Raw genomic sequence first — 21,855 nt, forward strand, 5'->3', positions numbered from 1 at the left:
TTTTCAAACATGAGCAGCTTGCTGTGGAAATAGCGGGCTTTGTTTACGCTGCCACACTCGCTCATGGAAATAGTAGGCGAGAGTATTGATACTTGGTTCAATCGCGGCCATAACGCCACCGACTAACCAGCTCCCTGTCAAAAGATAAGCCACACTGAACGCCACACTAAAGTGTACAACGGCAAAGCTAGTGGTTTTCAGGGCTGTAGCGTTCTCACGTTTTTTCAACTGGGGTGAGGCTTGCCAAACTCGTTCATGAAAATAAAACGCAACAGTGTTCACCATAGGTTCGATCATGGCAATCAGACTACCGATCAAGATATCACCCGTGAATAGATACGCGACCGTGAACGCGATTGTGAAGTGAATAGCAGCAAAGGTTAGTGTCTTTTTCATGATGTGATCCAGTCTTTGGTGTTAATAGGATCATTATTGATAATTATTATCATTAGTTAAATTCGATTGAAACTATAATATCAATCGTTAGTAACTATTAAAAAGGCGCTCAATTGAGCGCCTTTTGTCTTTATTCAATCCACTTAACCTTGCGGTTTTACCACCAGGACATTGATGGGTGAGTTCTGAACCACTTTACTGGCGACGGAACCTAATACCACTTTATCCAGTTTAGAACGTTTATGGCTTGGCATCACAATCAGGTCGGCACCAAGCTTTTCCGCATAGTCGAGAATAGTCGCGTACGCTTTGCCTTCGGCTACGTGCGCTTTATAGACGACTTCTTCAGGAATGTGCTGGACAGCGAACTGTTTCAGCTGATTCTCAACGTCGTTTTTCATTTTTGCTGCGGCATCCTTTGGAAAGTAGGTCGCAACCATTGACATGTGAATACCTGGTAATACGTTTAGAAGATGAACTTGAGCATTGGAGTGCTTGGCGTGCCAGACAGCCAGCTCAAGTGCTTTATCAGAAAAGCCTTTGTCGTTCAGATCGACAGGAACAAGAATTTGCTTATACATCGATAGCTCTCTATTCAGTCACAACCATGGAAATGGCTGAGATGTGCATCCTTAGTTAATACCAAATCCACTAGGTTTAAGTGGTTTAGTATAAGTGTAGCCTCACTTCCTTCTATGGAGCGAGGCTAACTAAGTTACGCGCTCAGTTCGTCCTTACGAGCTCGTCTTCTCTGGTTCATACCTAGACCGATGAGCAGTAACAGTGCAGGAACGAAGACCCACTCTTTCATTGGTCGATCTGCATCCACTACAACCGAGCGAATTTCCCAGTCGAAATCAACACCAGCTGCTTCTGCTGGGCTACCGAACTCGACCATATCTACCAACATACGGCCATTGCTGTTATTTAGCATCAGACCCATAGATGAGATACGATCTTCAGCGGACTTTGCGCTGTCCTCGAATGGCAGTCGGACGGTCTTCGAGATGAAATCGCCTTCAAGGTTTTCACCCGCAACAAGAAGCTCAATCTCTTGACCAACTGGCAGCTGTTCAGTGATTTGCGCGATCTCTGTACCTGGGTGAAGTACTTTGGCTGGGTAAATTTGATCCCACCAGAAACCAGGGCGGAAGAAAGTAAACGTCAGAACCAAGAGCAGAACCGTTTCCCACCACTTGTTCTTAGTAAACCACCAGCCTTGTGTTGCTGCAGAGAATATCAGCATTGCGATGACGGAAGATATGATCGTGAGCAACAAATGCCACCAACTATCAATACCCATCAAAAGAAGCTGAGTATTGAAGATGAACATAAATGGCAAGATGGCAGTACGAATATCGTAGGTGAAGCCTTGAATACCCGTTCGAATTGGGTCCGACTTTGCGATCGCCGCTGCTGCAAAAGCAGCCAAACCAACTGGAGGTGTATCGTCTGCCAGAATACCGAAGTAGAACACAAACAAGTGAACGGCGATTAGAGGGATAATCAAGCCGCTTTGTGCACCCAACGTCACGATAACGGGTGCCATCAGTGTAGATACTACGATGTAGTTTGCGGTTGTCGGCAGACCCATACCTAATATAAGACTGATCACAGCGGTAAACAGTAGCATCAGGATAATGTTACCGCCCGAGATAAACTCAACGAAGTCCGTCATCACTAGACCGATACCCGTGAGTGTGACAACGCCAACAACCGTACCAGCCGCCGCAGTGGCAACACCGATACCGATCATGTTACGTGCACCCGAGACTAGGCTTTCTAGCAAATCAACAAAGCCTTCTTTGGTTTGTTCAGCAATCGATCCTTGTTTAGAAAGTACGGCCATGAGAGGACGTTGAGTAATCAGGATAAAGATCATGAATACTGTTGCCCAGAACGCAGATAAACCTGGAGAAAAACGTTCGACGGTTAAACACCACACCAGTACCACGATTGGCAGCAGGTAGTGCAAGCCCGATTTAATTGTTGGACCTGGATCTGGTACTTCAGTCAGTTCAGCATCTATCTCAATCGCCCCTTCTTTGGCATATTTGGCCGAGATATTGACCAAACCGACGTAAGATAGAAGTAGCGCAACGGTGACGATTGGTGTAGCGGCATCACCGAAGACGTCTTTCGTCCAACCAATACCGTAGTACACCGCAGCACTAATGACACACAAGCCGAGAATGGTGCCAGTGAATGACAGCAAGCTCGCAATTAGTGTCGGATTATGACGACGCGGAAGGCCTGTCATACCCGCTTTACAGGCTTCTAAGTGGACGATGTAAATTAGCGCGATGTATGAAATTAGAGCTGGAAGAATCGCGGCTTTAATCACCTCTACATACGAGATACCCACATATTCAACCATCAGGAACGCTGCTGCGCCCATGATAGGTGGCGTTAACTGACCGTTGGTTGAAGCGGCAACTTCTACTGCACCTGCTTTTGTTCCTGGGAAACCGACACGTTTCATTAGTGGGATAGTGAAGGTACCAGTGGTCACAACGTTAGCAATTGAAGAGCCTGAAACCAGACCTGACAAACCTGATGCCACAACAGCCGCTTTCGCTGGGCCACCTTTCATATGGCCGAGTAGAGAGAAAGCGACTTTAATGAAGTACGCGCCTGCACCAGCACGTTCTAGCATTGCACCAAACAGTACAAACAGGAATACGAATGATGTCGAAACGCCTAATGCAACACCAAATACGCCTTCCGTTGTTAGCCATAGGTGAGACATTGCCTTGTTCAGACTTGCTCCTTTGTGTGCGATAACATCCGGCATGTACGGACCGCCAAAGGTGTACAGCAAGAATACTGCAGCAACAACCATCAGCGGTGGACCCAGTGCACGACGTGTAGCTTCCAGTAGGAGCACCATTCCTATAACTGCAACCACAATGTCAAATGTTGTTGGAGCACCTGAGCGGCCAGCCAGCTCGGTGTAGAAAATATAGATATAAGCAGCGGAGAAACTGCCGGCTAACGCCAGTAGCCAATCCAGAGCAGGGATTCGATCACGAGGAGAAGTTTTCAGAGCGGGGTAAGCGGTAAACGCTAGGAACACGGCAAACATCAAATGTATCGAACGTGCTTCAGTGTCGTTGAGTACGCCAAAATTAAATATGAACGGCAGAGGGGATGCGTACCAAAGTTGGAATAATGACCAACATAGGGGCACAAACCATAAGATGCGGCCAGGAATCCCCAACGGGGCACGGGCACCTGTGTCGGCTTGAGCTACCATTTCTTGCACGTCTTGAGACGGAGATGTTGTCTTCGACATGTACTTAATCCTTATTATAAATGGCCTGTCTTTTTATGATTGTCAGAACCTGATTTTGCATCTTTCAGTTTAGTGAAAGGATGAAATATTGCTCGGTCGTAAGTTTTTGATAGATAGAAATAAAGAGGAGTTTCAAAAATGTGAAACTCCAAATAATACGTTATTGCTCAATACCTTAGAGCTTGATGCACCAAGGAGATTGTGATCTCCCTGGTGAACAAAGAGAGGTTACTTAAGTAGACCTACTTCTTTGTAGTATTTCTCAGCACCTGGGTGTAGAGGGATAGAAAGACCAGCTTTCACCATGTCTTCTTTCTTAAGGTTTGCAAACGCAGGGTGCAGACGCTTAAAGGTATCGAAGTTCTCGAATACAGATTTTGCAACGTTGTAAGCAACTTCGTCAGAAACGTTTGTTGTAGTTACCATAGTAGCGGCAACACCAAAGCTGTTTACGTCTTTATCTGTACCACGGTACATGCCCGCTGGAACTGTACTGAATGCGTAGTATGGGTTGTCGGCAACGATTTCATCTATTTTCGCTCCAGTCGCTGATACTAGCTTCGCATCACATGAAGTGGTTGCTTCTTTGATTGATCCGTTTGGATGGCCAACAACATAAACGAACGCGTCGATTTTGTTGTCACACAAGGCTTGTGAACGCTCAGAACCTTTTAGCTCAGAAGCAAGCTTGAAGCTGTCGTTAGTCCAGCCCATTGCTTCCATTACTACACCCATAGTCGCACGGTCACCAGAACCTGGGTTACCGATGTTTACGCGCTTGCCTTTCAGGTCTGCAACGTTTTCGATACCAGAGTCAGAACGAGCGATGATGTTGAATGGTTCTGTGTGTAGAGAGAACATTGCGCGTAGCTCTTTGTACGGGCCTTGTTCAGCAAACTTACTTGTACCGTTGTAACCATGGTACTGCCAGTCAGACTGAACGATACCGAAGTCCAGTTCGCCCGCACGGATAGTGTTGACGTTGTAGATCGAACCACCTGTCGATTCTACAGAACAACGAATGTTGTGATCTTTACGGCCTTTGTTAACCAGCTTACAAATTGCACCACCAGTTGGGTAGTAAACACCAGTTACAGAACCTGTACCAATAGTGATGAACTCTTGAGCGTTAACCGCGCCAGCACCCATTACAGCAGCTGCAATAGCACCAACTTTAATAAGTTTGTTCAATGCCATGAATTTCCCTTCCTTTATTCATTATTAACCCCATAGCAAGTGTAGTCGCTACGGGAGTTTCCTATTATGGAAACGGCATCTTTTTCAATCCGTATGTTGAAAAAGTGGCTGAATAATACCAAAAAATTGGCACATAATTACACGATTGTTAAAAAATGTAGCGAAATTGGCTGGTTTTTGCGCGAAAATTTAACCTGAATTAGCAGGTTAAACCACTGGTGAATCAAGGGTTTAGCTTAGTGTGTATTTAGAAGAAGAGATTTATCTAAGATGTGATTTGAGTCACAAGAAGAATGCCATCGAGTGACTCAATAATAAGGGGTTATATCTGAAACTTATCCAGTATATTCAAATAGTTCGCAGACTGAATTGAACAATTGTTCCGTGGTCATATTCAGTGTCGGAGTGATGAAGATAGTATCGTCACCAGCCACTACACCTAAAATGCCTTCTGCTTTACCTAACGAGTCCAGCAAGCGAGCGATAAGCTGAGCAGCGCCCGGTCCAGTATGGATAACCACTAAAGCATTGTTTCGATCAATATCCAGTACCAGTTCACGCAAAGAACTGGATACTGTTGGTACACCCAATTCTGCAGGTAAGCAGTAGACCATCTCCATCTTAGCGTTGCGAGTACGCACTGCCCCGAATTTAGTCAACATACGGGAAACTTTAGACTGGTTGATGTTTTCGAAGCCTTCATTTTTCAGAGCCTCAACAATATCCCCCTGGGAGCCAAAACGTTCCTCTTTCAATAGCGCTTTGAAGGCACGGACGAGGTTATCTTGTTTTTCTGAATGACGCATGGTTCTCTCTCAACCGTAGTTTTATAAAAATCAAGTGAATATTCTCGCATAGCTATGCACATTGTGCCAATGCTATCCCTAAAATCTGTCTAACGTGTCACTGTAAACGGAGATGTAAGATTGCAATTTTTAATTACTTAACCCTTTGTCAATAAAGGTAAATGTAAGGATAATAAACACTTGTGTGTAGCACGTTGTTACTGAGTTGCGCAAGGTCGCAAAGCTGACGTTAATTGATTGTAATCAGTATGTGATTGCTATAGCTTTGGACAGCGTTGATTTCAAATCACCCCAAGACTTATAAAGAGATTCATCTCAAGGAGAACTACGATGAAAGTAGCCGTTATTGGTGCCGCTGGAGGCATCGGTCAAGCCCTAGCCCTTTTACTAAAAAACCGTCTTCCTGCTGGTTCAGATTTAGCACTTTACGACATCGCTCCGGTTACTCCGGGTGTTGCTGCTGATCTAAGCCACATCCCAACGCCTGTATCAATCAAAGGTTATGCGGGCGAAGATCCAACGCCAGCACTTGAAGGTGCGGATGTTGTTCTTATTTCAGCGGGTGTTGCACGTAAGCCTGGTATGGATCGTGCGGACCTATTTAACGTCAACGCTGGTATCGTTAAGTCTCTTGCTGAGAAAATCGCTCACGTTTGTCCTAAAGCGATGATCGGTATCATCACTAACCCAGTCAACACTACCGTGCCAATTGCGGCAGAAGTTCTTAAGAAAGCGGGCGTTTATGATAAGCGTCGCCTGTTTGGTGTAACAACTCTGGATGTTATCCGTTCTGAAACTTTCGTTGCGGATCTAAAAGATAAAGATCCAGGTGAAGTGCGTGTACCGGTTATCGGTGGTCACTCTGGCGTGACAATCCTTCCTCTGCTTTCTCAGGTAGAAGGTGTTGAGTTCACGGCAGAAGAAGTAGAAGCACTGACTAAGCGTATCCAGAATGCGGGTACTGAAGTGGTAGAGGCAAAAGCGGGTGGCGGTAGCGCAACTCTGTCTATGGGTCAGGCGGCTTGCCGATTCGGTCTTGCTCTAGTGAAAGCACTTCAAGGTGAAGATGTGGTTGAGTACGCTTACGTTGAAGGTAATGGTGAGCATGCACCGTTCTTCGCACAACCAGTGAAGCTGGGTAAAGATGGCGTTGAAGAGATCCTGAGCTACGGTGAACTGAGTGCATTCGAAAAATCAGCACTTGATGGCATGTTAGAAACACTGAACGGCGACATCCAAACGGGTGTGGATTTCGTTAAGTAAGCCATAAACTAATATTATAAAAAGCCGACTTTGAGTCGGCTTTTTTGATCCTTTTTATCCCTTAGGTTGTAAATAGATAAACAACAAGGGGAGAGGAATATGGATATTACTGAAATCGAAAAAGGTATGCTGGTGGAATGTAAACAGGGCGTCGGAAGAGTCTTGGCCGTTGATAAGAAGAACCATGCGATTCTTATTGAGGAGCGTGATTCTCATCAGCAGTTTGCCGCTGACATCAGCGAATTAATGGATGACCCACAACTGCATATAGGTTGTGACAAGTACTATTGATTCCTGACCATAAAAAAAAGCGAGCTCAATGCTCGCTTTTTTTATGGTATTTGCAAATTACTTACGAACAGCAATAGCTTCAATTTCGATACCCACATCTTTAGGTAGACGAGCCACTTCCACACATGAACGTGCAGGGTAGTTTGCTACGTTATGCTCATCGAAGAATTTACCGTACACTTCGTTAACTGTGCCGAAGTCATTAAGGTCTTTTACGAAAACTGTCATTTTAACGATGTCAGTAACAGACAAGCCAGATGCTTCAACCACCGCTTTTACGTTATCCAGAGACTGACGAGCTTGTTCAGCGATGTCTGCTGATACTTCACCTGTTGCAGGGTTTACTGGGATCTGACCTGAAGTCAGTACCATGTTACCTAGGTCTACACCTTGTACATATGGGCCAATAGCAGCAGGAGCGGATTCTGTATGAAGTACTTTAGTCATTATTATGTTCCATCTGTTGAGGGTTAACGTAATTAAGGGAAGTCAGTGTGCCGTGAAAGCAGAGCGGCGTAAAGAAAAATCCCTGCTATCAGAGAGCAGGGATTGATAATTTATGATTAAGCGACGATTAACGTTCAGTAACGATTTCTCGTGAGAAGACCTTCTCACAATACTTACATTTTAATCGCACGTTATCTTTTTTCTCGAACACTTTAAAGCTGGTTTCTACAGGTTCATCGTGGGTAATGCAGTTACTGTTTGGGCATTCAAAGACGTTGTTGATCTGTTCTGGTAAATCCAGTGCCAGTTTCTTCACAACCTCGTATTCTTCAATTTGGTTAACCGTGGCATGCGGTGCGTATAAGGCCAGCTTGCTTGCCTGCTCCTCACTAATAAAAACATTTTCAATCTTAAGCAGGTCTTTATGGCCGAGGGCCGAAGACGGCAAATTGAGGCCAACAGTTACGCGTTGCTCTGACTTATCCATTGAAAAGAGCTTGAGAACTTTAATACCAATCTGAGCTGGGATGTGGTCAATAACGGTGCCGTTTTTGATTGCTTCAACTTGCAATTGAGTTTCTTTAGCCATGATGATTCTCCCGATTACAGTGATTGGTTTAAAACAAGAGCAAGTAGGGCTTCACGCGCATAGACGCCATTTTCAGCCTGCTCAAAGTAATAGGCGTGTGGCGTTTTATCGACATCAACAGTGATTTCATCCACGCGAGGCAGCGGGTGTAGTACTTTTAGGTTGTCGCGCGCGCCTTCCAGCAGGGCTGCAGTAAGGATGTAGGCGGATTTGATGTGTGCGTATTCCGACTCGTCAAAGCGCTCTTTCTGAACACGGGTCATATACAGCACGTCCAGCTCAGGGATGACAGTTTCCATGTCCGTGTGCATGCTGTATTCAATGCCAGCTTCATCCAACTCTTCACAAATATAATCTGGCATCGCCAGTGCCTCTGGCGCGATGAAGTAGAAGCGAACATTGTTAAACTTCGCCAGAGCCTGCGTCAGAGAGTGAACGGTACGGCCGTATTTCAGGTCACCAACAAAGGCAACGTTGAGGTTATCCAAGCGGCCTTGCGTTTCGGCAATTGAGAACAGGTCGAGCAGAGTTTGGGTTGGGTGTTGGTTCGCTCCGTCACCCGCGTTGATGACTGGTACACCATTGGAGAATTCAGAAGCTAATCGTGCAGCGCCTTCTTGTGGATGACGCATAACAAATGCATCGACATAAGAAGAGATAACCTGAACCGAGTCCGATAAGGTTTCCCCTTTCTTGGCTAGCGAAGTGTTACCGCCATTATCAAAACCAATTACGCTGCCACCGACACGCTGGATAGCGGTTTCAAAAGACAGACGAGTACGGGTAGAAGGTTCAAAGAAGCAGCTGGCGATCACCTTATTCTTGATCAGCTCAGGATTAGGCTCTGCTTTGAGTTGACCTGCGGTTTTGACAATCAGTTCCAGCTCTTCACGAGAAAGCTCAGGAATTGAGATAATGTGCTTGTTATAAAGCGTGTTCGTCATAATCATCGTCCCATCTGCAATTTAGGCAATAAAAAAGCCTCCCAATAGGGAGGCTTTAAAAATCGGTGGAAATAGTAAAAAGACCAGCCAGTAAGCGTTTTGGCTTACCTAATGTAAATCGTTTTGTAGAACACGTTTTACGTGGCATTTGGTCACTACCTCCAGACAAATTGCCGAGCATTATACGCTGAAGATTTGTTAACGCAAGCGATTACATCGAAGCTTTATGGTGCAATTTTTGTTGGTGTCATGAACCGAGTGTTGCGACCATCACAGCTTTAATCGTGTGCATGCGGTTCTCTGCTTCATCAAACACAATTGAGTGGTCAGACTCGAACACCTCTTCAGTAACTTCCAGCCCATTCATACCGTATTTGTCGGCTACTTCCTTGCCTATGGTGGTTTCATCATTATGAAATGCTGGTAAGCAATGCATGAACTTGACTTGCGGGTTACCGGTTTTATCTAAGGTATCCATATTGACTTGATAAGGCTTCATTTGAGCAACTCGCTCATCCCAAGCCTCTAGGGCTTCGCCCATCGAAACCCACACGTCAGTATAAAGGAAGTCGCAATCTTTAACGCCTTCATCAACGCTTTCAGTCAGCGTGATTTTTGCCCCGGTTTGCAGAGCAATCAGTTGGCAGTTTGCCACCAGTTCCTCTTCTGGCCAGAAAGCTTTAGGAGCGACGAGACGAATGTCCATGCCCATTTTGGCAGCCCCCACCAATAGAGAGTTACCCATGTTGTTGCGTGCATCGCCTAAGTAAGCAAACTTGATTTCATGGAGCAGTTTACCGCGGCCGTGTTCAAGCATGGTGAGAAAATCGGCCAGTATTTGAGTGGGGTGAAACTCGTCGGTCAAACCGTTCCACACGGGGACACCAGCGTGCTGCCCCAATTCTTCGACGATCTCTTGGCCGAACCCTCGATATTCAATGCCGTCATACATTCTGCCTAATACACGCGCGGTGTCCTTCATCGACTCTTTATGACCAATCTGAGAACCAGATGGGCCGATGTAAGACACCTGTGCACCTTGGTCGAAGGCAGCTACTTCAAACGCGCATCGGGTGCGAGTCGAGGCTTTTTCAAAGATCAGGGCGATGTTTTTACCAACGAGCTTTTTCTGTTCTGTGCCCGCGTATTTTGCCTTCTTAAGATCCGCAGATAGATCGAGTAAAAACTGGATCTCTTTTGGGGTGAAATCGAGAAGCTTAAGGAAATTTCGGTTACGTAGATTGAAAGCCATGCTTCAGTCCTTCATTGCTCATTATTTTAATAGGACTAGTTAAACATAGTTATGTGATGCTTGTGAATAATTATTTTAAATTTGTAGCGGGATATAAATAATATCCCGCTTTTGGTGACTATAAATTCTCTTCTGCAAACTCAGCCAGACGACTGCGTACGACACCATTTAGGTGGACATTAGCGCTGCCTTCGAAGTTCTTGAAGCGTTCAACCATGTAGGTCAATCCTGAGGTAACAGGGGTGAGGTAGTGAGAGTCAATCTGCGCCAGGTTACCCGAGCAGACTATCTTAGTACCTTCACCACAGCGAGTAATGATGGTTTTGATTTGCGAAGCGGTCAGGTTCTGACATTCATCCAGCAACACAAACGCGTTCTGGATTGAGCGGCCACGCATAAAGTTTATCGACTTAAACTGTATATTGGCTTTGTCGCAGATGTACTTCAGCGAGCCTTCCGTACAGTGGTCGTGCTTATGCAGCGCTTCCAGTGTGTCCGTTACCGCCGCTAGCCAAGGCAGCATTTTTTCCTCCTCACTGCCGGGTAAGAAGCCAATCGATTCGCCGATATCTGGCGTGTTACGTGTAACGATGATCTTGTCGAACATACCGTGTTCAATGGTTTGCTCCAAAGCGGAAGCCATAGCAAGTAGCGTTTTACCACTGCCCGCAGCCCCGGTGAGAATCACCAAATCAATATCAGGATCGAGTAAGGCATCTAACGCCATGCCCTGATAAATGTTCTTCGGCGTGATGTCCCACGCTCGGCGATGCATCATACGCTCGCGGCTGAGATCTTTGAGTGTCACTTTTTCCGGGGTTATTTCTTCCACTCGTCCTGCAAAGTCACTTTCTTCATCAATAACATACTGATTGATGTACGTCGGCTCAAAAGGTTCTCGGTCTAGAGTGTGGAACGTGTGACCGCCAAGGTTCTTACTTTCGACTTCTTCGATATTACTCCAGAAGTCGCCTTCGATTTGTTGGAAGCCTTTAGTTAGGTACTGAACGTCATCAATCAATTGGTCCGTTCGGTAGTCTTCAACGAAGCGAACGCCAGCGCCTTTGGCACGCAAGCGCATATTAATATCTTTGGTGATCAGAACCACTTCACGTGGTGCACGTTTGTTTTGCAGATAAAGCACCGCATTAAGAATGCGATTATCGCCTGCTTTGTCTGCAAAAGCCTTAACGGTTTCTTGCAGCTCAAAATCGGCGAGAATAGAGATATGTCCGGTGTTTTCTTTATCGCGGTTAATCGGAATGCCTTCAGAGATTTCATCTGGTGTGGCGTCTTTGAACATGGCTTCCATTGCGCGGATGGCCACTCGGGCATCGCGGGCAACGTCGCGTTTGCTGTCTTTGATTCGGTCGAGTTCTTCGAGGACGGTCATTGGAATGACCACGTCGTGTTCTTGAAAGGAATAGATGGCTAAAGGTTCATGAAGAAGGATGTTGGTGTCTAGGACAAAAAGTTTCCGATCCGTGTCACCCATAAGCGTCTCCTTGCCGTGATGCGGCTTGTTTGCCATTCACAATCGCTTGTGATGATGGCCTACCTGCGGTTGCTTGCAGCATGTCGCTAAGTCGCTCAGAGATCGCTGTCGGTTAGCTGATATGCTACAAACCCGTGTTGATCGTCATCCGAAATAATGCATCTCTCGTGCCAGTCGAAAAATTGACACCATAGCTTGCATTCTCATTTGTGAGTATAAGTCAGATTTCCAACTCTCTTTTTTAGATTTGCCACTCTTTTCTTACACTTTGATGTCATGCAAAAGATAGAGAAAAATTTGTTGTTTTTTGAGGTGTTTGTGCGTGACCAATATCACAGCTTCGAGTAATATGAGCGACCTTTTTGGCGTGACTGCTGACCATTCACTTCCCCGTCAGTTGCCTTTCAAGTCACGCAAGAACAACTAAGATAAATAGACCCATTTTTGAATTAAACAGATGAGGTAGTCGATTCATGACATTTGCTTTGGGCCAGCGCTGGATCAGCGATACAGAAAGCGATTTAGGTTTAGGGACTGTAGTAGCACTGGATGCTCGCACTGTGACACTTATGTTTGCAGCTTCAGAAGAGAACCGAGTGTACGCTCGTAATGATGCGCCTGTTACCCGAGTAACCTTTAACGCTGGTGATGTCGTTGACAGTCAGCAAGGTTGGTCACTTAAGATTGAGCAAGTGGTCGAGGACCAAGGTCTATTTGCCTACATCGGTACCCGCGAAGACAGTGGAGAGCAAGAGGTGATGCTGCGCGAAATTATGCTCAGCAACCAAATCCGTTTTAACAAGCCGCAAGATAAATTGTTCGCTGGTCAGATTGATCGCATGGACAACTTTGTGCTCCGTTATCGTGCATTGATGAACCAATATGAACAGCATAAGAGCCCGATGCGCGGCCTTTGTGGTATGCGTGCTGGTTTGATTCCTCACCAGCTATACATTGCTCATGAAGTCGGTCGTCGTCATGCGCCTCGCGTTTTGTTAGCCGATGAAGTAGGTCTAGGCAAAACCATTGAAGCTGGGATGATCATCCACCAGCAGGTGTTAGCGGGCCGAGCGGAGCGTATCTTGATTGTGGTACCGGAAACGTTGCAGCATCAATGGTTAGTGGAGATGATGCGCCGCTTCAATCTACATTTCTCGATTTTTGATGAAGAGCGCTGTATTGAGGCGTTTGCTGATTCAGATAACCCGTTTGATACCCAGCAATATGTACTGTGTTCACTGGATTTCTTACGTAAGAGCCGCAAGCGTTTTGAGCAAGCACTTGAAGGTGAGTGGGATTTGTTGGTTGTCGATGAGGCGCACCATCTAGAATGGAGCCCAGAGCAGCCAAGCCGTGAATATCAGGTGATTGAAGGGCTGGCAGAGCGCACACCAGGGGTACTTCTTCTGACCGCAACCCCAGAACAACTAGGACGAGAGAGCCACTTTGCCCGTCTGCGTTTGCTGGACTCAGACCGCTTTTACGACTACCAGGCGTTTGTTGAAGAAGAAGAGCAATACGCGCCAGTAGCGGATTCGGTGAGTACGCTGTTCTCTGGTCAACAGCTTGAGAGTGACGCTAAAAATCAGATTACCGAGTTGTTGTCCGAGCAGGATGTTGAGCCGCTGTTCCGCATTATTGAAAGCGATAGCGAAGAAGAAGCTAAAGCCGCAGCTCGTCAGGAACTGATCGACAACCTGATGGACCGTCATGGTACAGGACGCGTGCTGTTCCGTAACACTCGTGCAGCGATTAAAGGCTTCCCGGTTCGTAACGTGAACCTATTGCCAATGTCGATCCCTCAGCAGTACACGACGTCTATGCGTGTATCGGGCATGATTGGTGGCAAAATCAGCCCTGAAGCACGTGCGCTGAAAAATCTTTATCCAGAAGAAATCTTCCAAGAGTTTGAAGGTGATGATGCTAGCTGGTGGCAGTTTGATTCACGTGTCAATTGGTTGATTGATAAGATCAAACAAAAGCGCAGTGACAAGATCTTGGTTATTGCTTCTCGTGCTAGCACAGCGCTACAGCTAGAGCAGGCGCTGCGTGAGCGTGAAGGTATCCGTGCCACCGTGTTCCACGAAGGTATGTCTATTCTGGAACGTGATAAAGCTGCTGCATACTTTGCGCAGGAAGAGGGTGGCGCTCAGGTCCTTATCTGTAGTGAAATTGGCTCAGAAGGTCGTAATTTCCAGTTTGCAAACCAACTGGTGATGTTCGATTTGCCGTTCAACCCTGACTTACTTGAGCAGCGTATTGGTCGTCTGGACCGTATTGGTCAGAGTCGTGATATTAATATTCACGTTCCTTATCTGGAGCAAACGTCACAGGCGATTCTGGCGCGTTGGTTCGATGAAGGTCTAAATGCTTTTGCTGAAACTTGCCCGACAGGTCGCGCGGTGTATGACAAGTTCTCTGATCGTTTGATTGAAATGCTGGCTTCAGGTGACGTGACTGAACTCGATGATGTGATCAGCGAGTCTGCTGCGCTGAACAAAGAGCTTAAGTCTCAACTTGAGCAAGGGCGTGACCGCTTACTGGAAATGCATTCCAATGGTGGCGAAAAAGCGCAGCAGATAGTCGATAAGATTGTGGCCACTGATGGTGATACCAATCTGGTGACCTTTGCGTTGGGTCTGTTTGATACCATTGGCCTTAATCAGGACGACAAAGGGGAAAATGCCTTGGTAGTGACGCCATCTGAACACATGATGGTGCCAAGTTACCCTGGTCTGCCTTATGAAGGTGCGACGATCACTTTTGATCGTGAAACGGCGTTGTCTCGTGAAGACATGAACTTCATCAGTTGGGAGCACCCGATGATTCAGGGTGGTATCGACTTATTGATGAGTGAAGGCGTCGGTGCAACGGCAGTATCTTTACTAAAGAACAAAGCGTTACCAGTAGGCACTATGCTGCTTGAGTTGGTATATAAAGTTGATGCTCAGGCGCCAAAGCGTAGTGGTATCAGCCGTTTCCTACCGACAACACCAATCCGTCTGATGTTGGATGGCAAAGGCAGTGACTTATCTCAGCAGGTTGAGTTTGAAAGTTTTAACCGCCAACTTAGCCCAGTAGGTCGTCATATGGCGACCAAACTGGTGTCGTCAGTTCAGGCTCAGGTTCATCAGATGATCACCGCTGGTGAAGCGTTGATTGTCGAAAAAGTCGAAGCCGTACGTGCAGAGGCACAACAGGAAATGCAGGCGAGCTTGAATGCGGAGTTAGAACGACTTCAAGCATTGAAAGCGGTTAACCCAAACATCCGTGATGAAGAACTTGCAGCGATTGAAGCGCAAATTAAAGAGCTGAATGGTTACATTGCTCAAGCTCAGTATCAACTGGACTCGCTGCGTATGATTGTTGTATCTCACAACTGATTTTACGCAACTTGCAGTAAAAGGCCTTCATTTGAAGGCCTTTTTTGTTGGTCGCTATGTGACTACATCAGCCACTTCCACCACACAAATACCGCCAAGAAACCAAACAGGTAGGCAAGGCCAGTGATAGAAAGCCATTTCAGTTTATTACTGAGCGCCAAAGGTTCTGGCAACTGAGATTTTGAAACCAGAATATAGTTAAGTAGCGCAAAAAACGGTGTGGTCATAAAGGCCAAAATCATCGCAAAATCAAGCATCGGCAGTAGTGCCGCTGCCCAGAATACGATGATCGACAGTGCTGCTGCGGAGATAAGTAACATCCAACCCTGAGTCACTTTAGGCTTCATCTCTTTTTGCTTACGCAGTAGGCGTTGAGATTCTGAAATCACTCGAGCGTAGCCATCAATCACCGTAATCGTACTGCCAAAAATACAGAAGAACGCAACGGCTGCAATTAGGTAACGTGACCATTCGCCAATAGTTGACGCGTAGAGCCCAACCAGCTGATGCGAAAAGCCCACACCCGATTGAGATAATTCAATATTGCTGCCGTGTAAGACCAAGGTGCCTAATGCAAGGAAGACAATCGCCAGAATCGCCGTACCGATGTAGCCCACATTGAAATCAAACAAAGCAGAACGAGCCGTTACCTTCTGGTGGCGTTGCTGACTTTTAAGCCACATTGATGTCAGGCTGGAAATTTCAATCGGTGCTGGCATCCAACCCATGGTTACAACAATAAAGCCGATAGCGGCAATGGACCAAGGTGAGGGCGCTTCAAAAGCAGGAACCGCTTCGACAGGGTTACCTGCGGCAATAGCGACCGCAGTCAGGGTTGCAATGGTCAGTACCGCCATAATGATTTTGGACAAGGAGTCGAGGGCTTTGTAGTGACCTGCAAATAGAATTGTTAAACAGGTGGCTAAGATGATTAAGCACAAGCTTGTGGTCGAGAGGTCGAAGGGAATGAAGTAACCCAGCAAGCTAGCACTGAAGAGCAGTAAGGCGGCTGTATTGACGATACCGGAAATAACGCTGAGTGCGACAAACAGCCATAGGTAAGGTCGGCCAAGCTTTGCATAACCTTCGACCAGACTTTCTCCGGTTCCCATTGTGTATTGGATACTGGCGCGGAAAAATGGATATTTAAAAAAGTTAACTAACAAAATGAGTGCGGCTAGCTGCCATCCGTAAATCGCCCCGGCTTTTGTTGAAGCCACCAGATGGGAGCCCCCTACCGCGGCAGCGGCCATCATGATCCCTGGGCCTAGCGAACGGACGAGTTGTGACAGAGAGTATTTGGGTTGGCTCTCTGAAGCGGAGATCGTTTCCATTTGTGTTCCTTGATGTTTTTGTTGTTAGTGATAGTGTCTTGTCAATGGCGGGTATGAATATCATATGCAACCAAGGCGTTAAATATTATTTACATGAAAAAAGCTAAAACATACTAGGATGTGGAAACGCCGTCACAGGCATGACTCTGATATACTGGCTGAGTTATAAATCTGATTGAGATGTTTTATGGCTATGCAGCAATACCATCCTCCCACCGAGCCATGGGTTGAGCGAGTATTTGAAGATGAAGGCATCCTTGTGGTGAATAAACCGTCGGGTCTTTTGTCTGTGCCAGGCAGGGCTGAAGAGCATTACGACAGCATGTGGAGCCGCTTGAAAGACATCTATCCTGACATCCAACCGGTTCATCGTCTTGACATGTCAACTTCAGGTTTGATGCTGTTTGCTAAGAACAAACCCACAGAATCGGCGTTAAAAAAGCAGTTTCAGTTTCGCCTCACGCATAAGGTTTACTATGCTCGTGTATGGGGACACGTTGAACAACAAGAGGGAGAAGTGGATCTTCCACTGATTTGTGATTGGCCAAATCGGCCGAAGCAGAAAGTCTGTTTTGAACAGGGTAAGCCATCAAAAACCTTATTTGAGGTGGCGAAGCGGGAAGAGCAGACCACCATCGTCAGGTTACTGCCTATAACTGGGCGTTCACATCAGCTGCGTGTGCATATGCAGGCGTTAGGACATCCGATTGTCGGAGATGAGTTCTATTCACAGGGAGAAGCCTTTGAATTCTCCAACCGCCTTGAATTGCATGCGGCTGAATTGAGTTTTTACCATCCTCAAGATGAACGTCTACGCAGTATTTTTGTTCCTTGTGATTTCTATCCTGAAGCGGAGGCGTTGATCTTTAACTATTTCGATCCTGTGCGAGAATTGCCGGACTATAAAACGCTGCCGCGTCCATGATTTCATTATAGGCAGCGAAAGGAGAAACCATGTCGCTGCCTAATATTGTGTTCTTGGATCGTGCGACGATCCCAACTCATATCGAATTACCTCATCTTCCTTTTGATCACCAATGGATTGAATATGATTTCACCAGCCCTGAGCTGGTGGTAGAACGGCTGAAAAACGCTCATATCGTCATCACGAATAAAGTCGTATTAGATGCGGCAGTGTTGCGCCAACTACCGGATCTCAAACTGATCGCTGTCTCGGCTACTGGCTTCAACAACATCGACATTGATTACTGCCGTGAGCAAAACATAGCTGTCACAAACGTGCAGGGCTACGCCACTCAATCGGTGCCTGAGCATGTGATTGGGATGATATTCGCTCTTAAGCGCAATTTGATGGGCTACCACAATGATATTGCCAAAGGGGAATGGCAACGCAATAAACAGTTTTGTTTCTTTACTCACCCAATTGGTGACGTAGCAGGCTCGACGCTGGGCGTTGTCGGCTCTGGAGCTTTGGGTCAGGCTACTGCCGCGCTGGCGAAGGCGATTGGTATGCAAGTCATTTATGCAGAACATAAAGGTGCGCATCATTGCCGAAAAGGTTACCTGCCATTTGAGCAGGTGTTGATGATGGTTGATGTCTTGACGCTACATTGTCCGTTGAATGAACAGACTCATAACTTGATTGGGCGTCATGAACTGGCTCAAATGAAGCCTGGCAGTGTGCTGATCAATACTGGTCGAGGTGGGTTGGTTGATGAAGCGGCTCTGGTTGAGGCCTTAAAACGAGGCACGATTGCTGGTGCTGGTGTCGATGTATTTAGCCAAGAACCAGCGGACGACAGCAACCCGTTGCTCGCTAATATGAGTCTGCCTAATTTGCTCCTGACTCCACATGTTGCGTGGGGCAGTGATTCATCGATTCAGAATCTAGCTAACATCCTGATGGATAACATCACTGCCTTTCATCAAGGGCAGGAACAAAACCGTGTCGTTTAGTGGCCTTTAGATTGTTGTTGGTGCCACTTGATAAGCCCTTGGTTAAAGATCTCTAATAGCTCTTTTCCTCTAGGGCTTTGTTTGGAGAACATCACGAAACCGTCGTTATTAAGAAAGGGTTTCGGGTGATAGGTAATGTTATTTTGAATCTCTTCTGGTTGCTGGCTCAGGTGATACATGCCGATTTGACGTTCTTCTGGATAGACTTGGATACGTTTATGATTAAGGCGCAGCAGATTCTGGCTAGGGTTGTTGACTCGGCTTATGCTGACCTCTTTTGCATCGATTAAGGCGTCCAAAGCTTCCCCATAGCTGTAACCTAACCCTCCACCTATCTTGTATCCCTTGAGATCGTCTATCTTAGACCAATCAAACGCTAAGTCTTTGTGATGAAAGAAGACAAATTGCTCTTGCGAGACTGGTTTACTGTAATAGAAATGCTCCGTCCGCTCTTCATCAAACATCCATACCGCAGTGGCATCATACTCTCCACTTTGAGCTTTCTCATAAGCTCTAGCCCAAGGATAAAAAGCGAAAGTCACCTCATAGCCTTGCAACGCGAAAACCTGTTCGATGGTTTGTGCTACGACACCATAGCCCTCAAGGTTCTGGCCAATAAACGGTGGCCAATCTCCGGCTGTGATCTTGACGGTTTGAGGTGTGCTTTCGGCGTAGGCTGACAAGACAAACAAGCATTGAAGCAGGGGAATAACTAACAAGGATTTCTTCAACATCTTGGCTCCTTATTTGGTGACCTCTAAGTAATTCTAGAAGAGACAGGCTCAATTGGATCATTACTGCTCAAAAGCGAAGTGAAACAAGGTCAGATTCAATTAATAAGCGTTTGATATTTCTTAGGCAAATGTTTTTTAACGTCCACTATATGTAAAATTATTGTGCTAATACTCCATATTATTTGTGATGTACATCAACTGGTTGCATTTTCTTGTTATTAAGACATAGACGCTAAGAATGAAATGTAAGAAATTATTTGCCTTGTGTTTTAGTCAACTACGTCAGGAAATGTAATAAATGGAACAAAAACATATAACAAATCCCGTTGAGTTTAAGGGAAAGGGAGGCGAATTCTTTGGCATTTGGATAGTCAATGTTCTGCTGACCATCATCACTTTAGGTATCTATTCGGCTTGGGCGAAGGTCAGAACTAAGCGTTATTTCTACGGCAATACTTATGTCGATAGCGATAACTTTGAGTATCATGCTGAACCTATGCAAATCCTCAAAGGTCGTTTAGTTGCTGTTGCAGTTCTAGTGATTTGGGCCGTGGCGAACGCCTTTTTCCCAGCAGCGAGCGCCGCTCTATTACTGGTTTTTTACATTGCTTTACCTTGGTTGTTATGGAGCAATGCCCGCTTTGATGCCGCAATGACGAGTTACCGCAATGTTCATTTCTCTTTTGACTCTTCATTGAAAGATGCCTATGTAGCGCTTATGGGGCGCGGTTTAGGTGCTTTGCTAGCGATGGCTATCTATATTGGCGTGGTCGTGGCGGTATCCAGTGTTTCTGCAGTCGCTGCAACGGTATTAGGTATTGCGTCTTTGGTGTTCATGGCTGTGTTGTATGCATGGGTTGTGGCTGGCGCGCATAAGTATTTTTCTAATGGCTATCGATACGGAGATTGGAAGTTCAGTGCGGAACTGGAAACTGGCTTCTTTTTCAAAACTTATCTAAAAGCGATAGGCTTAGGTATTGTCGCGTCGATTGTTCTTTTGATTGCGATGTCTTTGACGGTATTTAGCGGTTTCGATTTTACCGCGCTTCAGAATGGAGACTTCAGCTCGTTGATGGGCGTATCTCAGGTTACGGTGTTTATTGTGGCTTACCTAGCCATCATTACACTGACTATCGGCCTGACAGCCTACACCACAACGCGATTGCGTAATTACATCTTTGATCAGCTACAAGCGAAGTTAGAGCAAGAGTCAGACGATCGATACACCTTTAAGTCATCACTGACTGCGAGAGGGTACACTTGGTTGGTGATCTCTAACTTCTTACTACAGGTGGTGACGCTAAGTATTGCCAGACCTTGGGTTATGGTCAGAACATCCCGCTATGTTGCTGATAACACGGTGGTGTTTGGCGGTATGAGTGTGCTGAAGGCGACAGACCAAGATTCAAATGTCAAATCTGCAGTATCGGATGAAGTGGCACAGGCCTTTGATCTAGGTATCGGAATCAGCTAATGCTATTTGACGGGGTGGCGTTTCCGCCACGCAGCTCGGAGCGTCATCCTGCCAAGTTGGATGTCACTCAAGCTAATGCATTAAGTTTGCGTGTTGACGGGAAAATCATTAGTTGTGACCAGCAATACGCCGATATTAGTGTCCCTGTTGGTAATCTGCCCGTGCGTTTTAAGTTCCCCGATGGCTGGGTATTTGTGGTTGAAAGAACGGCAGAAGTCAGCCACTGGCTGGAGCGAAATCGCAGAAGCAGTACCATTGATAAAATGGAAGCTAACTGGTTAGCGTGGTTGTTGTCAGCGGTAGTGTGTATCGGAGTGGTATTAGGCAGTTATTTTTATGTCTTGCCATGGACCAGTGAGAAGGTCGCCAATGCTATCCCTGATTACGTTGCTGTGGCGCTGGGCGATAAAGTGCTCGAAAGCTTTGATAACAGCTGGCAAGAGAGTGAGTTGGGTTCGCAAGAGCAGCAAGCGATCCGCCAACGTGTGGCTCAGCATGTCACACAGTTGGAAGCGTTACCTTATCCCATTGAGGTGGTGTTTCGCTCCTCAGAGCTTGGCGCTAATGCATTTGCATTGCCGGGTGGGAAAATCGTATTACTCGACGATTTGGTTACTCTGGCTGAGAATGAACAACAGCTCGATAGCATTATCCTTCACGAGCTAGGTCATGTTCATCATCGCCATATGATCAAAAGGTTAGTCCATTCGAGTTTACTTTCAGTTGGAGTTGCAGTGTTAACCGGTGAAAGCTCGGGAGTGGTGGATAACTTGGCCGGGCTAGGGGTTTTCTTCCTTTCCAATGGTCACTCTCGTGACGCTGAACTGGAAGCTGACGCTTATGCTCGACAAGCGATGGTGGATATATACGGCAGTAGTGAACCGATGGCAGAGATGTTTGAGTTGTTCAGACAACAAGAAAGGTTGGAAATGCCAGAATGGATGAACAGTCACCCTGATTTTGAGCTGCGCATTCAGGCCGCGCGCGAATAACGAATCACAGAGATAAAAAAGGCAGCGAATTCGCTGCCTTTTCTTT

General features: G+C 46.2%; 19 protein-coding genes. 7 read left to right on the forward strand and 12 right to left on the reverse strand.

All coding sequences use genetic code 11. The features are described from left to right. Positions 1-3: 3 nt before the first annotated feature. The 5 genes from QMA41_RS23860 to argR form a co-directional block, all read right to left on the reverse strand. The gene (locus QMA41_RS23860) at positions 4-396 is read right to left on the reverse strand and encodes a DUF2061 domain-containing protein (RefSeq protein WP_281630762.1); all 393 of its coding nucleotides are present in this window, start codon (positions 394-396) and stop codon (positions 4-6) included. A 143-nt stretch (positions 397-539) separates the two neighbouring features. Further along, positions 540-977 carry a universal stress protein gene (locus QMA41_RS23865; protein ID WP_006963142.1) on the reverse strand — a complete coding sequence of 146 codons (438 nt, stop codon included), beginning with the start codon at positions 975-977 and terminating at the stop codon, positions 540-542. Between the two features lie 134 nt (positions 978-1,111). After that, a complete protein-coding gene (locus QMA41_RS23870) occupies positions 1,112-3,691 on the reverse strand; it encodes a TRAP transporter permease (protein ID WP_019274198.1) in 2,580 nt (859 codons plus the stop codon). A gap of 228 nt (positions 3,692-3,919) precedes the next feature. Continuing rightward, positions 3,920-4,888, reverse strand: coding sequence for a TAXI family TRAP transporter solute-binding subunit (locus QMA41_RS23875; protein ID WP_006963140.1), 969 nt, complete (start codon positions 4,886-4,888; stop codon positions 3,920-3,922). Between the two features lie 335 nt (positions 4,889-5,223). After that, positions 5,224-5,694 carry a transcriptional regulator ArgR gene (gene argR, locus QMA41_RS23880; RefSeq protein ID WP_006963138.1) on the reverse strand — a complete coding sequence of 157 codons (471 nt, stop codon included), beginning with the start codon at positions 5,692-5,694 and terminating at the stop codon, positions 5,224-5,226. Between the two features lie 330 nt (positions 5,695-6,024). On the opposite strand from argR, the gene mdh reads away from it, so the two are divergent. Further along, positions 6,025-6,957 carry a malate dehydrogenase gene (mdh, locus tag QMA41_RS23885; protein WP_006963137.1) on the forward strand — a complete coding sequence of 311 codons (933 nt, stop codon included), beginning with the start codon at positions 6,025-6,027 and terminating at the stop codon, positions 6,955-6,957. Positions 6,958-7,056: 99 nt separating this feature from the next. Beyond that, positions 7,057-7,248 (forward strand): hypothetical protein, encoded by a 192-nt coding sequence (locus tag QMA41_RS23890; protein ID WP_006963136.1) that lies wholly within the window; start codon positions 7,057-7,059, stop codon positions 7,246-7,248. A 57-nt stretch (positions 7,249-7,305) separates the two neighbouring features. On the opposite strand, the gene QMA41_RS23895 is transcribed toward QMA41_RS23890, so the two are convergent. The 5 genes from QMA41_RS23895 to QMA41_RS23915 all read right to left on the reverse strand — a co-directional run bounded on the left by QMA41_RS23895 (position 7,306) and on the right by QMA41_RS23915 (position 11,975). Beyond that, positions 7,306-7,695, reverse strand: coding sequence for a RidA family protein (locus tag QMA41_RS23895; protein WP_004747250.1), 390 nt, complete (start codon positions 7,693-7,695; stop codon positions 7,306-7,308). 127 nt (positions 7,696-7,822) lie between these two features. Beyond that, complete coding sequence (gene pyrI, locus QMA41_RS23900; RefSeq protein ID WP_281630763.1) at positions 7,823-8,284, reverse strand: aspartate carbamoyltransferase regulatory subunit; 462 nt, start codon at positions 8,282-8,284, stop codon at positions 7,823-7,825. Between the two features lie 14 nt (positions 8,285-8,298). Further along, positions 8,299-9,228: an aspartate carbamoyltransferase gene (pyrB, locus tag QMA41_RS23905; protein ID WP_029236336.1), complete on the reverse strand. Its 930-nt coding sequence runs from the start codon at positions 9,226-9,228 to the stop codon at positions 8,299-8,301. 247 nt (positions 9,229-9,475) lie between these two features. Then, on the reverse strand, positions 9,476-10,480 hold the full coding sequence (locus QMA41_RS23910) for an ornithine carbamoyltransferase (RefSeq protein ID WP_281630764.1): 1,005 nt from the start codon (positions 10,478-10,480) through the stop codon (positions 9,476-9,478). Between the two features lie 118 nt (positions 10,481-10,598). Next, positions 10,599-11,975: a PhoH family protein gene (locus QMA41_RS23915; protein WP_006963132.1), complete on the reverse strand. Its 1,377-nt coding sequence runs from the start codon at positions 11,973-11,975 to the stop codon at positions 10,599-10,601. 473 nt (positions 11,976-12,448) lie between these two features. On the opposite strand from QMA41_RS23915, the gene rapA reads away from it, so the two are divergent. Continuing rightward, entirely contained in the window at positions 12,449-15,358 is a 2,910-nt protein-coding gene (rapA, locus tag QMA41_RS23920) for an RNA polymerase-associated protein RapA (protein WP_281630765.1), read from the forward strand. Between the two features lie 62 nt (positions 15,359-15,420). Here the strand turns inward: rapA and QMA41_RS23925 are convergent, their stop codons facing one another. Beyond that, positions 15,421-16,692, reverse strand: coding sequence for a divalent metal cation transporter (locus QMA41_RS23925; protein ID WP_281630766.1), 1,272 nt, complete (start codon positions 16,690-16,692; stop codon positions 15,421-15,423). A gap of 187 nt (positions 16,693-16,879) precedes the next feature. Between QMA41_RS23925 and QMA41_RS23930 the strand changes: the two genes are divergently transcribed. Both QMA41_RS23930 and QMA41_RS23935 read left to right on the forward strand, forming a co-directional pair. Beyond that, positions 16,880-17,617, forward strand: coding sequence for a pseudouridine synthase (locus tag QMA41_RS23930; RefSeq protein ID WP_281630767.1), 738 nt, complete (start codon positions 16,880-16,882; stop codon positions 17,615-17,617). Between the two features lie 29 nt (positions 17,618-17,646). After that, a complete protein-coding gene (locus QMA41_RS23935) occupies positions 17,647-18,609 on the forward strand; it encodes a D-2-hydroxyacid dehydrogenase (RefSeq protein ID WP_281630768.1) in 963 nt (320 codons plus the stop codon). Here the strand turns inward: QMA41_RS23935 and QMA41_RS23940 are convergent. Continuing rightward, on the reverse strand, positions 18,606-19,343 hold the full coding sequence (locus QMA41_RS23940) for a transporter substrate-binding domain-containing protein (protein ID WP_281630769.1): 738 nt from the start codon (positions 19,341-19,343) through the stop codon (positions 18,606-18,608). The genes QMA41_RS23935 and QMA41_RS23940 overlap by 4 nt on opposite strands. Positions 19,344-19,641: 298 nt before the next feature. Here QMA41_RS23940 and QMA41_RS23945 point away from each other — a divergent pair, with 298 nt between their 5' ends. Next, positions 19,642-20,817, forward strand: coding sequence for a YjgN family protein (locus tag QMA41_RS23945; RefSeq protein WP_281630770.1), 1,176 nt, complete (start codon positions 19,642-19,644; stop codon positions 20,815-20,817). Continuing rightward, the gene (locus QMA41_RS23950; protein WP_281630771.1) at positions 20,817-21,809 is read left to right on the forward strand and encodes a M48 family metallopeptidase; all 993 of its coding nucleotides are present in this window, start codon (positions 20,817-20,819) and stop codon (positions 21,807-21,809) included. Before QMA41_RS23945 ends, QMA41_RS23950 begins: the two co-directional genes overlap by 1 nt. Positions 21,810-21,855 lie beyond the last annotated feature (46 nt).

The sequence above is a fragment of the Vibrio sp. St2 genome (assembly GCF_947311885.1).
GTDB classification, from domain to species: Bacteria; Pseudomonadota; Gammaproteobacteria; order Enterobacterales; family Vibrionaceae; genus Vibrio; species Vibrio coralliilyticus.

Excerpts from the sequence above, each read along its gene's own strand:
- pyrI (WP_281630763.1), bottom strand. The coding sequence starts at position 8,284 with ATGGCTAAAGAAACTCAATTGCAAGTTGAAGCAATCAAAAACGGCACC.
- QMA41_RS23910 (WP_281630764.1), bottom strand. The coding sequence starts at position 10,480 with ATGGCTTTCAATCTACGTAACCGAAATTTCCTTAAGCTTCTCGATTTC.
- argR (WP_006963138.1), bottom strand. The coding sequence starts at position 5,694 with ATGCGTCATTCAGAAAAACAAGATAACCTCGTCCGTGCCTTCAAAGCG.
- QMA41_RS23860 (WP_281630762.1), bottom strand. The coding sequence starts at position 396 with ATGAAAAAGACACTAACCTTTGCTGCTATTCACTTCACAATCGCGTTC.
- QMA41_RS23950 (WP_281630771.1), top strand. The coding sequence starts at position 20,817 with ATGCTATTTGACGGGGTGGCGTTTCCGCCACGCAGCTCGGAGCGTCAT.
- pyrB (WP_029236336.1), bottom strand. The coding sequence starts at position 9,228 with ATGACGAACACGCTTTATAACAAGCACATTATCTCAATTCCTGAGCTT.
- QMA41_RS23945 (WP_281630770.1), top strand. The coding sequence starts at position 19,642 with ATGGAACAAAAACATATAACAAATCCCGTTGAGTTTAAGGGAAAGGGA.
- QMA41_RS23895 (WP_004747250.1), bottom strand. The coding sequence starts at position 7,695 with ATGACTAAAGTACTTCATACAGAATCCGCTCCTGCTGCTATTGGCCCA.
- QMA41_RS23940 (WP_281630769.1), bottom strand. The coding sequence starts at position 19,343 with ATGTTGAAGAAATCCTTGTTAGTTATTCCCCTGCTTCAATGCTTGTTT.
- QMA41_RS23875 (WP_006963140.1), bottom strand. The coding sequence starts at position 4,888 with ATGGCATTGAACAAACTTATTAAAGTTGGTGCTATTGCAGCTGCTGTA.
- QMA41_RS23930 (WP_281630767.1), top strand. The coding sequence starts at position 16,880 with ATGGCTATGCAGCAATACCATCCTCCCACCGAGCCATGGGTTGAGCGA.
- QMA41_RS23870 (WP_019274198.1), bottom strand. The coding sequence starts at position 3,691 with ATGTCGAAGACAACATCTCCGTCTCAAGACGTGCAAGAAATGGTAGCT.
- QMA41_RS23890 (WP_006963136.1), top strand. The coding sequence starts at position 7,057 with ATGGATATTACTGAAATCGAAAAAGGTATGCTGGTGGAATGTAAACAG.
- QMA41_RS23915 (WP_006963132.1), bottom strand. The coding sequence starts at position 11,975 with ATGGGTGACACGGATCGGAAACTTTTTGTCCTAGACACCAACATCCTT.
- mdh (WP_006963137.1), top strand. The coding sequence starts at position 6,025 with ATGAAAGTAGCCGTTATTGGTGCCGCTGGAGGCATCGGTCAAGCCCTA.
- QMA41_RS23925 (WP_281630766.1), bottom strand. The coding sequence starts at position 16,692 with ATGGAAACGATCTCCGCTTCAGAGAGCCAACCCAAATACTCTCTGTCA.
- QMA41_RS23865 (WP_006963142.1), bottom strand. The coding sequence starts at position 977 with ATGTATAAGCAAATTCTTGTTCCTGTCGATCTGAACGACAAAGGCTTT.
- QMA41_RS23935 (WP_281630768.1), top strand. The coding sequence starts at position 17,647 with ATGTCGCTGCCTAATATTGTGTTCTTGGATCGTGCGACGATCCCAACT.
- rapA (WP_281630765.1), top strand. The coding sequence starts at position 12,449 with ATGACATTTGCTTTGGGCCAGCGCTGGATCAGCGATACAGAAAGCGAT.